This window comes from Desulfitobacterium nosdiversum, assembly GCF_049860565.1.
Taxonomy (GTDB): domain Bacteria; phylum Bacillota; class Desulfitobacteriia; order Desulfitobacteriales; family Desulfitobacteriaceae; genus Desulfitobacterium_A; species Desulfitobacterium_A nosdiversum.
Genome location: NZ_CP172056.1, coordinates 2,702,411 through 2,716,817, shown reverse-complemented (window position 1 = coordinate 2,716,817; position 14,407 = coordinate 2,702,411). Strand labels below are relative to the sequence as shown.

The window sequence follows — 14,407 nt, the reverse complement described above, 5'->3', positions numbered from 1 at the left end:
AAAATTTAGTTCAAATCACCTCCAATTATAATCGGATAAGCACTCGGCTAGATTTAACAAGCTTTAACCTAACCAGCCGAGTTTCTTATCCAAAAATTCATTTCTTTGAGTCAAGTAAAAGATAACCGGCTTAACCTTACTTTATATAGTAAAATCTTTACGACTTGATTCTAACGCTTGTTTAAAGCCTATGGTACGATGCTTGGAAAACTCAAGCCATTGACTCGCAAATTCTTCTTCTTTCCGTTTATGGTTCTCTAACTCTTTATAGCTCTTCAGCATATTTTTATAATCCTCAAAAGACTTAAGCTTAAATGTTAAGCCTAAAACATTGAGATGGGCTACCGCTTCATAAGAATATTCATGGAGCAAAACTATATCCTCGAACTTGGAGTTGCGAACTTTGACAATAAGCTCATTTTCTAAATCCAAAAGATTAAAGTTTACAGGATAGGAATACGTGTCTCCGGCAATAGGAACAGAATCGCCTGATGTATAACTCCGAGGATTTCGTCTTACTTTTTGAATTTCCTGTCCTGGAAGGAACATGAAGTATTCATCAAAACAATGCGCAGTTACTTCTAAAGCTCCCTTTACAAATTTATCATCTGCGGCCAGAGCCTTCACAAGACCGGAAACGATCCCGCCGCCACAGACATCATAGCCATCGACAAGAACAAACCTTCCTGTATGCTGATTCACATGAAATGGGTCAAAAGTCACACTATCCTTTGTTTTTAAAATGACTTCGGCAACATCATTTGTTTTTACCGCAACCGCATCTTCATTGGTATTCAGTGTCGTAGCATCAATGACTTTATTGATAGCAAATATTTCACATTCGACTTCCTGAGTCGCAAGTTTTAGCTTATACTTTTTGTTTTCAACAAGACTTTGTTTCCCCATCCAAAATAAATTAGCCTCGAAAAAATTGGAAACGAGGGGCGGATTTTCAAGATGAGAAATGAATTCACCGCGCTTATTAAAAAACTCATCTTCTACCGTAATACCAACAGACATACCCGCTTCAACTGTATCAGCACGGTCCTTTTCTACCCATGCCTCGATTGATTTAACTCGAGTCACGCGATTACTGGGAGAGATCAAAATTTGATCACCGACCCGTAATCGCCCTGATTCAATTCTTCCGGCGATAATTCGCCGTGCATCGAATTTATAAACATCTTGAATCGGGAATCTCAGATCTATATTTTCTAACCCTTTTCCCTTTTCAAAATCGTCGATCGCCTCAAGCACGGGCTTTCCTGAATACCAGGGCATATTCTTTGACTTTTCAATCATGTTATCGCCATAGAAAGCAGAGATCGGGATATATTTCAAAGGAAATACATTCAAATTATTGAGAAATCGATTCATTTCATATTCAATCTCAGTAAACTTCTCTTCAGAGTAACCGATCAAATCCATCTTATTCACGAGCACATAAACCTTTTTGATCCCTAAGAGCGAAAGGATATAGCCATGGCGTTTCGACTGTTCCTGAATCCCCTCATTGGCATCAACGATCAGCAAAGCAGCCTCTGCATTAGCCGCACCGGAAATCATATTTTTGAGGAATTCCTTGTGTCCTGGTGCATCAATAATGACATAATCCCGCTTAGCCGTTTGAAACTGGATCTGAGTCGTATCAATGGTAATCCCTTGCTTTTGTTCTTCCTCGAAGGCATCCAGAAGGTAAGCGTATTCGAAAGGCTTCCCTTTCTCTTTGGAAATTCGCTTTACCCGCTCGATGGCCCCTTCGGGGATGGAGTGTGTATCATGAAGCAAGCGCCCGATGACCGTCGATTTACCGTGATCGACATGGCCGACAACGACAATATTCAATGTATCCTTTTCATTTTCCATTCGCTATTACCCTTCCTCTTACATATATCCGTCTTTGCGCAGTTTTTGCATAGCATAGGCATCTTCCTGGTCCTGGGCACGCCCGGCGCGTTCGCTGACTGTGGTATGCTTGAGCTCTTCAATAATTTCTTCGACGGTCGAAGCGGTGGATTCGATTTGACCGGTACATGGAGCACAGCCTAAACTGCGGTAACGCTTGCCATTTTTCGAGAAATAGAGGTCAACCACAGGAATATTTTCACGGGCAATATAGCTCCAAATATCGAGCTCATTCCAGTGCAAGATTGGATGAACACGAATATGATTTCCTTTCGGAAAATCCGTTTTAAATTGATCCCATAGCTCAGGTGCTTGGTTTGTATAATCCCATTCCGAGTTCTGATTGCGTTCACTGAAGACACGTTCTTTGGAACGCGACCCTTCTTCATCGCGCCTGATTCCTAAGATGAGACCTTCAAACTCGTATTGGGTAACCACTTGCTGGAGACCTTCAGTCTTCAGGGCTTTGCAACATTCCAGCCTTCCACGCTGCGGTCCCATACCTGCGGCCAAGGCTTCCTCGTTTTTGTGAACAATTAAGTCTAAGTTATATTCTTTGGCCACTCGGTCGCGAAATTCAATCATTTCAGGAATCTTATACGTTGTGTCAACATGAATAAGGGGAAAAGGACAATGTCCAAAAAAGGCTTTATTCGCCAACCACAAAAGAACGGTTGAGTCTTTTCCGATTGACCACAGCATACCGAGCTTCCCGAATTTTTTATAAGCTTCTCTCAAAATAAAGATACTATGGGCTTCTAACTGATCAAGATGATCCATGGCAAGTCCTCCTGTTAATATCGATTGGGATCTTTAAGGTTAATGGTGATTTCCACCGTTTCTCCCTCCGCTTTGTAGATAGTCCAGTGCAAAAGATCCCTTTCCTTTCGGGTCTGCATATATCCACCCTGTCCGCCGATATCCGCACCTAAATAGAATTGAATTGCACCAAAAGCACATTCCTTTAAGCAAGAGGTACATCCCCAACACTCCTTGGGATATTTGATATATGACTTTCCGAATTCATCCTTATAAATCAAACTTCCGGGGCAAACCTTCAGACATTTGCCGCAGCCGGTACATTGTTCACGATCAATGGTGATGCTCATAATTCACGTCCTTTGTTACAAGATCCCGGTATAAAATCTCGATCTTTCCCTGCTGATAACGCGAATTTACGTATTTCAAAAAGTGCTGGTCGTCTTTTTCGGGGAAATCCGCATTCTCCTGGAAACAGTGCCACCGTGTTTCTCGACGCGCCAGCAAGTGCTCAATCAACGTTAAACAAACATAAAGACGGTCGATAACTTCATAGATGAGCATAAGCTCATGCAAGTCCCCGGCTTTTAGGGTTTGACTGATTTTGAGCAACTCTTTAATTTTTACTTTAGCGAGATTCAGCTTTTGGCTATTCACTAAATAGTTGGAGGATATCCCTCCGGCATAGATATCCATAACCTTTTGCATAGCCTCTTCAAGCTGTTCGATCGAGTAACGGCTTGGATGGGACGGGTTTAAAAAGGCCTGAACCTCATCCCGTTTTTGCCGAACTTCCTCAGCGTCAACTGAAGGAAGGGATAAAACCATTTCTGTTTGAGCTGGGGTTTTATCTTTTAGATAATTTAAAGCTGCAAGTGCGGCGATTTCCCCTTCGGCAAAACAACCCGTTACATATTTCTGCGGACTCCCCCCGGCCACATCCCCGGCTGCATATAGTCCTTCAAGTGTGGTTGCCCGCCAGGTATCAACCCAATACCCGCTGGCAGTATGTCCGCCGACAATATACGGTTCCGTTCCTTCGATTTCGACGTTCTCCTGAGACGGTCCCTTTCCGCTTTCAAGCCATTTTAAGGTTTGGGCAGGTGCCATATTGAGATACGCTTTATACAAGTCCTGTTCAACTGCAGGTGACTTGCCTTTCGTTTCCAAATAGCACGGACCTCGGCCTTGAAGGTTTTCCATGACCGTCGAGTACATCCGAATAGGAGTCGAGGGCACCCCGTAATTGGTCTCATAAAGCTCCCCCCGTCCATTGACCTGGGGTGCTCCGACACCTTGGGCAATCGTTCCCGTAGGGGCAATGGTATCTTTACACCTTAAGGCAATAAAGCGCATCTCGAAGGTGGTCATCTCTGCACCGGCACGTATTCCCATCGCATAACCCGCACCTGTATTAAACGGAGAATACCACATTTTATGGCGGGAAAACCCAGGGTTATTTGGCCGATAAAGTCCTGCAGCCCCGCCGGTGCTGCAAATGACAGCGTTCGCTCGAATGGCATAAAAAATATTTTCATCCAGGGAAAAACCGTAAGCCCCAATGACCCTCTTGTCTTTAAGCATATAATCGATGATGTTGACGCGATTCAGAACCGTTATTTGTTTCTGTTTTTCCACAGCAGCGGCAAGAAGAGGCTTAATGTTCTCCCCATTGATTTTGATATTGCGCCGTCCCCGAGCAACGTACTCTCCCCGCTCATCCTTTTGAATGACCAGGCCTAGGCTTTCCATTTTTGCCGTAACTTGATTCAGCCGCTGAGCAAGGGAATAAACGAGATCCTCGCGAATAACACCTGCGGCATCCTTGCGAACATAATTCAGGTATGTATCAGGGGTTTCTCCTTTGACGATATAAGCATTTAGAGCATTGACACCGGCGGCCAGACAGCCGCTGCGTTTAATATTCGCCTTCTCAGCAATGAGCACCTGACAGGAAGATTGCTCTGCCAGCGTGAGGGCAGCAAAGCAACCTGCTGTCCCACCGCCGATGATCAGGATATCCGTTGTCAATTCTCTGATTTCTAAGTTCATGTATTTACTCCGCTTTCTTATGACGTTTGGATCAATAATTGAGTCGCTGCCTTACACTTAAAGCTGTGCTAGGGCATTCAGAAAATCATCAATAATATCTTCCACATCTTCAAGTCCGGCGCTGACACGAATGAGATCCTCGTAGACTCCCATCTTCTCTCGTTCTTCCAGAGTGTTCGCTTCATAGATGGTAGAAGCAGGATGCACCACTAAAGTCCTTGCATCACCAATATTGGAAGCATTTAGAGCGAATTGAAGATGATTGATAACTTTAAAAGCATTTTCCTTTGAACCGGCGCGAAGGGTCAAAAGGCCTCCGAATTTACTTGAGAATTGTTCTTTGGCTACCCTGTGATACGGGTTATCCTCGAGTCCCGGATAATTGACAAAATTCACCTTTGGATGATCCTTCAAGGCTTGTGCGAGTGCTAAAGCATTAGCACAGATACGCTCCATACGCAGTCCAAGCGTCTCAAATCCCAAGCTCGTAAGATAAACATTTAACGGAGCACTGCACGTTCCAAAATCCTTAAAAATCGTCTTGCGCAATTTTGCGAGAACCATAAATCGTCCAAATTTCTGAAAGGGTTTAAATCCAGGGTACTTCTCAATATCCCAATCCGTTCGTCCACTCGCAATAATAACGCCGCCTATTGAATTGCTGCTGCCGTTAATATATTTGGAAGTGGAGTGAATCACTATATCTGCCCCAAGCTCGAGGGGATGAATGAGGTATGGTGTTGTACACGTACTATCGACAACTAAAATAATTCCGTTTGCATGGGCAAACTCGGCAATACGTTTAACCTCCGGAACATCAAGCTTAGGATTGCCGAGAGTTTCAATAAAGATCAAGCGTGTTTCTTTTGAAATTGCTGCTGCAAAAGCTTCAACAGTACTTTCGGCCAAGAATGTTGATCGAATACCCAGCGCCTTAAAACTTTCGAATAAAGCATACGTCCCGCCAAAAATGCCGCTGCCCGCTAAAATCTGATCTCCGCTTTGCAGGCAATTCAGAACAGCCATGCTTATTGCAGCCATACCGGAAGCACAAGAAACGGCTCCGACTCCTTTTTCTAAAAAAGCCATTCGACGTTCAAAGCTTTCGATAGTTGGGTTGTTGAGTCGAGTATAGAGAAAACCCGGCTCACGTCCGGCAAAAATCCTCTCCATCTCTTCCGCTGTTTTATGGGCAAACGCTGTGGACTGATAAATCGGAATCGTTGTAGCCCCTGAATGAGGATCCTCCTTGAAGTTGCCATGAAGCAGCGATGTGTTGAATTTCACGGCTAGTCTTCACCCTTTTCTACGTAGACGGTGTAAGTCTCATCCTGATTGTTTATGACTCCAAGAATTATATGATTTTCCTCCGTTAAACTGCGGGGCACATTCTGAATCGGCTCACCGGAATTCATACGAATTTCTAAGATTTCACCTGTTTCAAGCTCTTCCATTGCCACCTTAACCTTGACAAAGGTAATTGGACAGACTACATTCGTGATATCTATAGAGTCATCGGGCTTGATGCTCATTGCTTCAAAGCCTCCTTTAATTCTTTCTCAAATTCTTCCCAGCCTACGCGGTTAAGGGTTTTCCCGAAACGTTCACCTGATTTACCATGTTTCTTAAAGAATTCGAGCGTCTGATCGGTAACCTTGAAAAGTTCATCTTCCTCAAAAATCATCGGCAATATGGATTTACCGGTTGCAATTTGGTTTCCAAAGAGTCCGCCGAAATATAACGTATATCCATTTTTTCCTGACCAAGCCTTTGTCGGGCAGGATTTAACACATTTTCCGCAGAAATTGCAGGGATCCAGATCAAGGATGACCGATTTATCCTCATGCTTGACTTGGATCGCTTTTTTGGGGCAAACAGCTTCACATAATCCGCAAAAGGTGCAGGGGGCTTCTTCCCATTTTGGCTGAATTCCTCCTTTTATGCCAAGGTCATTTTCCTCTGCCTTCAAACAGTTGTTATTGCAGCCCGTTACTCCAAATTTGAATTTATGGGACAGCTCTCGGCCTGCATATCTCAGATCCAACTTTTCAGCGATTTGGATCGTATCAATCAAGCCATTGGGACAGACGGTTGAACCTTGACAAGCGGTAATAGTGCGGACACGCGGACCGCATACTCCGGTTAGCAGCCCCACTGTTGCCATTTCCTGTTTGACTTTCTCAATATCCTCAAGCTTGATAAAGGGAATCTCTATCCCTTGGCGTGAGGTTAAATGAACGTAACCATGTCCGTATTTTTCAGCGATTTCGTATACTTTTTTTAAATGCTCAGCGGTAACTTGTCCGCCTACGACCTTTAAGCGCATCGAAAAATGATCTTTTTGAATTTGGCGCATTAGGCCGCCAGCTTTTAAGGCTTTATAATCGACCTTTGACATCAATCTCTTCCTCCTCAGCTCATATGAAACTATTTATATCTGGGTCGTGTAGCTTCACGCATATCCACTCACTTAATTGCTACAGAGCTTGCGCACTCGCTTCCGCGGGAGCTATCTTCAGCGGATAAGCATTCTTTGGAGATAGCCGCTTCGAGCAAAAATGTCCACCGGACACTTTCGTGCCAAACCTCAGGGTAATACCTGATGTTAACCACTGGCTCCGCTAACCCACAGAAACGTCGTACGCTTTATCGCTCCTCCGCGAAATCGTTCGTTTCTATGCGAGAAGCTATGCTTACTGGTCTTTAGGTCTTTACACTAGGTTCTATCTTGTGAGTAAAGCATAACTTCTCTTCGCTTGCTGCCTTTTCTTTAATTTTGAAGCTTTTAAGCACAGGCTTGACTTTGTCCTTTAGCGATAAGATGAAATAACTTGCTTCAGGATCAAAGGCTAAACGAATATCTTCCTGTGAAGGTCTTGAAGGCGAACTGGGATGGCTGTGAAAATTTCCGAGCAGCTGCCAGTCTTTGCTGCGGATAGCTTTAATTGCTGCAAACTGTTCTTTGGGATCCATAGAAAAATGCTCCGGACTTTGATCGATATTCGTGAGATAATAGACTTCTTCGATGATCTTCATGTCATTCTCGACCCGGCCTGCCAATAAACCACAGGCTTCATTCGGCAGCTTCTCCCGAGCATATGAAATGATCTCCTGGTAATGGTGATTTTTCAAAAGAATGGTCATGGCAAATTACCTCGTTTATTTTAAATCGCATTGAGCTTGTTCATAATCAATGAGTTCAGTAATTGTCGGGTGATCACCGCAAACTTGACAATTTGGATTATCCGCCAGCTTGATCTTTTCAAATTCCATGGACAAGGCGTCATAGGTAAGCAGATATCCGGTGAGCAGCTCACCGATGCCCAGGATATATTTGATCGCCTCAGTGGCTTGAATAGTACCGATAATTCCGCCTATAACACCCAGCACTCCTGCTTGTTTACAGGTCGGAACCACATTTGGCGGGGGTGGATTATGGAAGATACAACGATAACAAGGACCTTGTCCAGGAACATAAGTCATGGTTTGACCCTGAAAACGAATGATCCCTGCATGGGAAAAGGGTTTCTTCAAAAAGACACATGCATCATTGATTAAGAACTTTGCCGGAAAATTATCCGTTCCGTCAATGATAAAGTCATAGTCCTGATCCTTAATGATTTGCTCAATATTTTGAGCACTTACCCATTCCTGATAGGTTACAACATTAATATCAGGATTCATAAGATGGATTGTTTCCTGCCCGGAAACAACCTTCGGCTTGCCTACATCCCCGGTAAAATGAATAATCTGGCGTTGAAGATTAGACAAATCGACGACGTCATTATCAACTAATCCAATGGTTCCTACCCCGGCAGCCGCTAAAAACATTGTGGCCGGAGCTCCAAGTCCGCCTGTACCAATAACAAGGACTTTACTGTCTAATAATTTTTTCTGTCCTTTAGCTCCGACTTCTTTCAGGATAATATGTCGGGAATACCGATCAAGCTGTTCATCTGTAAAAGCCATCCTTGATCCCTCTCTTCCTTAAATTTCTATAACTAGGCTCTAATAAGTCTTTAGGTCAGAAACTCCCGCCCCCCATGAAATAAAGAAATTCAATCGTATCCTGCTCCTTCACCCGGACCTCGTTGAACCGCCCTTGATCCACGAGTTCTTCATTAACCTGTACAGTTACATAATCAGGCATTTCGACCTCCTGAATTACGAGAAGTTCTTTAATTGTCACTTCTTTTTCTAAGGTAACTTCTTTCCCGTTGACTTTGATTATCAAAATAGTCATCCTTTCTCTTATGCTGCTCTTTCTAAGCCCCATTTTTGTCGAACATTAATTTCCAAACGTCCAAAGACGAGGTTGTCAACCACAAGTCCCAAAACAATAATAACGACCATCACAGCCATAACCTGACTGATATCTGCCAAATCCCTTCCTACCATAAGCACTTGGCCAAGTCCTTTTGTAGATGAAAGCATTTCACCTGCCATCAGTGCCCGCCATGCAAAAGACCAGCCTTGTTTCATTCCGGAAATAAATGAAGGAAGGCTCGCGGGAATAATTACGTTCGGATAAATATTAAACCCCTTGGCGCCCATGGTCTTCGCTGCCCGTATATAGAGAGGATTGATATTTTTAATCCCTGATTCTGTAGCAATAGCAATGGCAAAGGTTGAACCAATGGTAATCACGAAGAGGATGGAGCTCTCATTTAACCCAAACCAAAGAATCGCAAAAGGTAACCAACAGATGCTCGGAAGAGTTTGAAGTCCTAGAATAATAGGACGTAAATTATCATTAAGGTATTTAAATTTAACCAGAATGAAGCCTATGATTACGCCGAGTACAAGCGAAAGCAAATACCCCAAAATAATACGCCGCATACTGGATAAAATAGCGATTCCTAATGTATGATCCAAAATCATATGCCAAAGTGTATGAAAAACGGAAACAGGCGAAGGGAAAATATAGGCTTTCCATATCCTAAAAACATCAACTCCAAGCTTATAAACGAATTCCCACAGAAGAATCACCAGCAGATAAAAGATGATTCTTCCCAGCACTCCACTCAAGGTCGAATTCCTCTTGAGCAACCTTTTCTACCTCCTCTTTCAGATCATTCATGATCTCTGCAACTATAGCTCTCAATTGAGCATCTTCGAGGTAGCGCGGCCTTTCTAAGTCCAAACGAAACTCAGCTTTTATCCGCCCCGGATTCGCTGCCATAACGACAATCCGATCAGCGAGTAAAACGGCTTCCTCAACACTGTGTGTCACAAAAATAATGGTTTTATGGGTCTGCGACCAAATACGCTGCAGCTCATTTTGTAAAATGCGTTTAGTTTGGCTGTCAAGCGCTGCAAACGGTTCATCCATCAGGAGAATCTCTGAATCCAGCGCTAAAGCACGTGCAAGCGCAACCCTTTGCTTCATTCCGCCGGATAGTTCGTGAATATATGAATTTTTAAACTTAGTAAGATGAACCATTTTTAAATATTTTAAAGCTTTTTCTTGGCGTTCGTGTTTAGGAACTCCGGCAAGCTTCATCCCAAATTCAACATTATCGATGACTTTCAGCCAAGGAAACAAAGCAGATTCCTGAAACATTACAACACGATCCGGACCAGGACCAGATATTTGTTGCCCATTTAAGCTCACTTCACCTGAGGTCGCTTCGTCTAATCCTGCAATGATATTTAGAAGAGTAGATTTACCGCATCCCGAGGGACCTAAAAGACAAACGAACTCGCCTTTTTCTACCTGAAGCTTGACCTCATCAAGAACATGTATGGACTGACGCTTATTAAAATAATCTTTTGTTATTTTTTTAATAACTAAACTCATAATGCTCCCTCCTTATTGTCTATATAACATATTAGTTTACTATGCTTTATGGGTAAAAAAATATCGATGTATTAAAGCCAAAATAAAAACAAAACAACACGAAATGAATTATTAGTATTTTTACTAGATTAGTTGGTTTTATTAGTATGATAATACCGTGATGCAACTTAAAAGTCAATCAGAAGATTTAAGTTCAGTTGATTTACTATATTAGAAATAGGGCACCCTTTATACAACAGGTGCCCCAAAAAATGTTCTGGATTATACTAAACTAATAAGTTCCTTTGCACTCTTTTCGTCAGAAATTTAAGCCACTCTTTAACATCATCCGTTAATAATTCCGAGGCAAACTGCCATTTCCAGTTATCTCCGACAGTCCCAGGTGTATTCATCCGCGCTCCATCATCCAAGCCAAGGATATCTTGAAGCGGTAATATGACCCATGCTGCTTGACCCTCAAACATCTTCTCTATCAAGGCGCGACATTCTTGTCTGATTTTGATCTCCTCAGTCTCACCGACCAGGTCAGATTGCATTTGCAATATGCGCCATCCCAGCAACGTATTGTTATCATGTGTTCCTGAGTAATAAATAAATTGAGGCTCTAAGTCGGCGACTTCGTGCAGAGGTGTAAACTGAACAACTTTCATTCCCGGCAAACCAAAGATCTGGCGAAGTGAATCGACTTCCGGTGTGATAACCCCTAAATCCTCAGCAATTAACGGCAATTCACCAAATTCGCTGATTAAGCTTTCCATAAAACGCTTGCCTGGGCCCTTCAGCCATCTTCCATTAATCGCCGTTTCTTCTTCAGCATCAATCTCCCAATACGCCTCAAGCCCCCGGAAATGATCAACCCGTACATAATCGAATATGCTTAAAGAATGTTTAAGCCTTTTTTTCCACCAAACATAGTCTGAAGCCGCTAGGGCTTCCCAATTATAAACCGGATTATCCCAAAGCTGTCCCGTCTTACTAAAGTAGTCGGGTGGGACACCTGCAACTTTACTTGGCTTACCCCTTTCATCCAGTTTAAAAAATTTACGGTTAACCCATACATCGCAACTGTCTGAAGCAACGTAGAGAGGCATATCTCCTATAATCTGAATATTATTCAATGATGCGTAGGCTTTAAGCTCCTGCCACTGAAAATAAAAGGTATATTGGACAAATTGATTAAACTCAATTTCATCGGTTAATCTTTGCGTATATTCCTTTAGTTTTTCAGGACTGCGCATTGCAAATTCTTCTTCCCATTCAAACCATGGAGCTCCCTTGAACTCCTTTTTTAGAGCTTGGAAAAGGGCAAAATCATTGAGCCAATCTGAATGTTTTTCAAGAAATTCCTCGTAATCAGACAACGTCAGATATGAAGAATAAGAATTAGCGGGTCCTAATTTTGAAGTTGAGTTATCGATTGAAGTTTTATCTAAATTGGAAACCGCTTTAGATCTTTGCTTTTTGATAACTGTTTGAAAAACGGAGTAAGCCTGACGCAAAAGATTTTCCTTGAGCCTCTTTAAGCCTTCAAAATCAGGATCTGATATCTTTTCTGATGCCTTCAATAAGGCTTCTTTAACTTGCTCTTCCTGCAAAAGTCCCTCTTCAAGCAAGCGATCAACACTGATCAGCAATGGATTCCCGGCAAAGACTGAACTGCTTTGATAGGGTGAATCGCCGGAACCGACAGGATTAAGAGGCAAAACCTGCCATAAGGATTGATTCGTTTCGGCAAGAAAGTCAACAAAATGGTAAGCGGAAGAACCCAAGTCCCCTATTCCCCAGAGAGAAGGCAAAGAACTGATATGAAGCAGTACCCCAGCCGAGCGTTTTAGTTTAGAATGAGGCGGATTTTTTTTAACAAACAATGCGCGTCCTGATAACGGTTCCAGGTTTACAACCAGTTTTTCACCCGTTGCCAATTTATGATCCACGAGTTTCTTACCTGTCAGCAAATCGATAACGATAAGGGCATTATCCGTATCTAAATTCAGTTCAACTTCGTGCGGCATGCTCAGACTGCGGTTTACTAAGGTAATTATAGCTTCCTCTTCGCCAGCACGTTCAAGTCCGTAAACATCGGGCTCAAAACAAAACGATCTAAAATCTCCCGTTTGTAAAACTTCATATTCCTTGCGCCACCGAATCAAGCGTTTAAACCAATAAACGAGGTCTAAATTTTCTCTTCCCCAGGGAAAGGTTCCTCGATTATAGGGATCTTCATAGCCCTCAAGCCCAGCTTCATCCCCGTAATAAATACTGGGAATCCCTGGGAATGTCATTTGAATCATGCTTAAGAGTTTTAGCCGTTGAACGGCAAGCTGGTACCTTTCAGGGGAAAGCTTAAAATTCCGTCGTTCACTGTTGGTTAACGTGTCCTCGGAAGGCGCTTCTCCCAACGCAGTCAGGACACGTATCCGATCATGGCTTCCTATCACATTCATCAAGGCATAAAAGTTCTTACGCGGATACGTTTCGTATAAACTCATGACTTGACGGTGCACCGTAGAAGAATCCCCTTCTCCGATTAGGAAACGAAGAAAGGCCTCGCGCAGCGGATAGTTCATTGTTCCATCCAGCTCCCGGCCCCAAAAATACTGACGGAGCTGACCATAACTTATTTTATTCGAGGCATTCTCCCAGACCTCACCGATAAGCACTGCCTCGCGGTTTAACCTCTTTACGGCTTGCCGCATTTCCTGGATAAACAAATCGGGAAGTTCGTCTGCAACATCAAGACGCCAACCTAAAACCCCTTTATCCATCCATTTTTGAATTACACTGTCGTTCTCTCCGTAGATAAACTGCCGGTACGAAGGATTCATCTCATCCACTTCAGGAAGATCTTCAACTCCCCACCAACAATTATATTTCTTGCCCCCAGGCTCAAAGGTGTACCAGTCATAATACGGTGATTCCGGCGACTGGAATGCCCCTATACTTGGATAATTACCGTTTTTATTGAAATAGAGGCTGTCACTGCCAGTATGACTAAAAACCCCATCCAAAATAATCGATATTCCAAACTCTTTTGCCGCGGCAATCAATCGTTCAAACGTTTCTTCCGTACCAAACATCGGATCAATTTTATGGTAATCACCGGTATCATATTTATGATTGCTCACTGCTTCAAAAATAGGGTTAAGATAGAGTATACTAACCCCTAATTCGTGGAGATAAGGCAACTTTTGAATAATCCCTTCAAGATTTCCGCCGAAGAAATCCCAATGCGAAACTCTCCCCAATTCATCTTTAATATAAAAGGGTTTATCTGCCCAGTCTAAATGGAGAAGCGCATTCCCTTTATGATTATCTTTAATTGAAAATTCGGAGTCTCCTTTAAAAAACCGATCCACAAAAATTTGATAGATAATCCCTCGGCGATACCATTCAGGAATCTCCATCCGGTTATAGACCGTAATCTGCCAGGAAGGAGGCTGTGTATCTGAGAGTTGTCCGGCCCCGCCTAACCGCTCTTCATTATTGCCATAATATAACGTCTGACCGTTTATCTTTAAAATAAAATAGTACCAAACGAGACCCGGTAAAGAAGGTCCTTTAACTTCACACTCAAACCAAGTATGATCAAGTTCCAAGCATGAACATTGAGTTAAAAAAGATGTTTTGACATGTTTGTCAAGGTGAACACACCCTTGTATTGGTTCATAGTTATCTGTAATGTTTTTAACGTCTTTCTTTTCAAGGACGTGCATCGGGATCAGGACTTCTTGCTCTGAATCAGTTTGCCACAGACGAAGAAAACACTGCTCAACAGGAACCTCCGAAGAGATTTGCAGCCGAATCACAACATTCTGTCCGCAAACAACCGCACCAAACGGATCTCGATAGACACGTTTTTGCGAGTGATGCCGCACCTTAACTTTCATATCC

At 42.9% G+C, this 14,407-nt stretch carries 13 protein-coding genes; all 13 read right to left on the bottom strand.

Annotated elements, in window-relative coordinates; genetic code table 11:
* Positions 1–141: 141 nt before the first annotated feature.
* Entirely contained in the window at positions 142–1,866 is a 1,725-nt protein-coding gene (locus ACHOLT_RS13115) for a sulfate adenylyltransferase subunit 1 (RefSeq protein WP_425801372.1), read from the bottom strand.
* Positions 1,867–1,884: 18 nt separating this feature from the next.
* Positions 1,885–2,685 carry a sulfate adenylyltransferase subunit CysD gene (gene cysD / locus ACHOLT_RS13110; RefSeq protein WP_425801369.1) on the bottom strand — a complete coding sequence of 267 codons (801 nt, stop codon included), beginning with the start codon at positions 2,683–2,685 and terminating at the stop codon, positions 1,885–1,887.
* Between the two features lie 14 nt (positions 2,686–2,699).
* Entirely contained in the window at positions 2,700–3,014 is a 315-nt protein-coding gene (locus tag ACHOLT_RS13105; RefSeq protein ID WP_425801367.1) for an indolepyruvate ferredoxin oxidoreductase subunit alpha, read from the bottom strand.
* Entirely contained in the window at positions 2,998–4,716 is a 1,719-nt protein-coding gene (locus ACHOLT_RS13100; RefSeq protein WP_425801364.1) for an adenylyl-sulfate reductase subunit alpha, read from the bottom strand. The genes ACHOLT_RS13105 and ACHOLT_RS13100 overlap by 17 nt, the downstream gene beginning before the upstream one ends.
* A 57-nt stretch (positions 4,717–4,773) precedes the next feature.
* On the bottom strand, positions 4,774–6,003 hold the full coding sequence (locus tag ACHOLT_RS13095) for an O-acetylhomoserine aminocarboxypropyltransferase/cysteine synthase family protein (RefSeq protein WP_425801361.1): 1,230 nt from the start codon (positions 6,001–6,003) through the stop codon (positions 4,774–4,776).
* 2 nt (positions 6,004–6,005) lie between these two features.
* On the bottom strand, positions 6,006–6,248 hold the full coding sequence (locus ACHOLT_RS13090) for a sulfurtransferase TusA family protein (RefSeq protein WP_425801359.1): 243 nt from the start codon (positions 6,246–6,248) through the stop codon (positions 6,006–6,008).
* On the bottom strand, positions 6,245–7,114 hold the full coding sequence (locus ACHOLT_RS13085) for a 4Fe-4S binding protein (protein ID WP_425801357.1): 870 nt from the start codon (positions 7,112–7,114) through the stop codon (positions 6,245–6,247). Before ACHOLT_RS13085 ends, ACHOLT_RS13090 begins: the two co-directional genes overlap by 4 nt.
* A 305-nt stretch (positions 7,115–7,419) precedes the next feature.
* Positions 7,420–7,860, bottom strand: a complete 441-nt coding sequence (locus ACHOLT_RS13080) for a M67 family metallopeptidase (protein ID WP_425801354.1) — start codon at positions 7,858–7,860, stop codon at positions 7,420–7,422.
* 15 nt (positions 7,861–7,875) lie between these two features.
* Positions 7,876–8,685, bottom strand: a complete 810-nt coding sequence (locus ACHOLT_RS13075; protein WP_425801352.1) for a HesA/MoeB/ThiF family protein — start codon at positions 8,683–8,685, stop codon at positions 7,876–7,878.
* Positions 8,686–8,740: 55 nt separating this feature from the next.
* Positions 8,741–8,950: a sulfur carrier protein ThiS gene (gene thiS / locus ACHOLT_RS13070; RefSeq protein WP_425801349.1), complete on the bottom strand. Its 210-nt coding sequence runs from the start codon at positions 8,948–8,950 to the stop codon at positions 8,741–8,743.
* 17 nt (positions 8,951–8,967) lie between these two features.
* Positions 8,968–9,711 (bottom strand): ABC transporter permease, encoded by a 744-nt coding sequence (locus ACHOLT_RS13065; protein ID WP_425808047.1) that lies wholly within the window; start codon positions 9,709–9,711, stop codon positions 8,968–8,970.
* Positions 9,677–10,516, bottom strand: a complete 840-nt coding sequence (locus tag ACHOLT_RS13060) for an ABC transporter ATP-binding protein (RefSeq protein ID WP_425801347.1) — start codon at positions 10,514–10,516, stop codon at positions 9,677–9,679. Before ACHOLT_RS13060 ends, ACHOLT_RS13065 begins: the two co-directional genes overlap by 35 nt.
* 266 nt (positions 10,517–10,782) lie before the next feature.
* On the bottom strand, positions 10,783–14,403 hold the full coding sequence (locus ACHOLT_RS13055; RefSeq protein ID WP_425801344.1) for a bifunctional glycogen debranching protein GlgX/4-alpha-glucanotransferase: 3,621 nt from the start codon (positions 14,401–14,403) through the stop codon (positions 10,783–10,785).
* Between the last annotated feature and the right edge of the window lie 4 nt (positions 14,404–14,407).

What these genes read in the sequence shown, in the direction of transcription:
- ACHOLT_RS13115 (WP_425801372.1), bottom strand. Translation starts at nt 1,866, where the DNA reads ATGGAAAATGAAAAGGATACATTGAATATTGTCGTTGTCGGCCATGTC.
- cysD (WP_425801369.1), bottom strand. Translation starts at nt 2,685, where the DNA reads ATGGATCATCTTGATCAGTTAGAAGCCCATAGTATCTTTATTTTGAGA.
- ACHOLT_RS13105 (WP_425801367.1), bottom strand. Translation starts at nt 3,014, where the DNA reads ATGAGCATCACCATTGATCGTGAACAATGTACCGGCTGCGGCAAATGT.
- ACHOLT_RS13100 (WP_425801364.1), bottom strand. Translation starts at nt 4,716, where the DNA reads ATGAACTTAGAAATCAGAGAATTGACAACGGATATCCTGATCATCGGC.
- ACHOLT_RS13090 (WP_425801359.1), bottom strand. Translation starts at nt 6,248, where the DNA reads ATGAGCATCAAGCCCGATGACTCTATAGATATCACGAATGTAGTCTGT.
- ACHOLT_RS13085 (WP_425801357.1), bottom strand. Translation starts at nt 7,114, where the DNA reads ATGTCAAAGGTCGATTATAAAGCCTTAAAAGCTGGCGGCCTAATGCGC.
- ACHOLT_RS13080 (WP_425801354.1), bottom strand. Translation starts at nt 7,860, where the DNA reads ATGACCATTCTTTTGAAAAATCACCATTACCAGGAGATCATTTCATAT.
- ACHOLT_RS13075 (WP_425801352.1), bottom strand. Translation starts at nt 8,685, where the DNA reads ATGGCTTTTACAGATGAACAGCTTGATCGGTATTCCCGACATATTATC.
- ACHOLT_RS13060 (WP_425801347.1), bottom strand. Translation starts at nt 10,516, where the DNA reads ATGAGTTTAGTTATTAAAAAAATAACAAAAGATTATTTTAATAAGCGT.
- ACHOLT_RS13055 (WP_425801344.1), bottom strand. Translation starts at nt 14,403, where the DNA reads ATGAAAGTTAAGGTGCGGCATCACTCGCAAAAACGTGTCTATCGAGAT.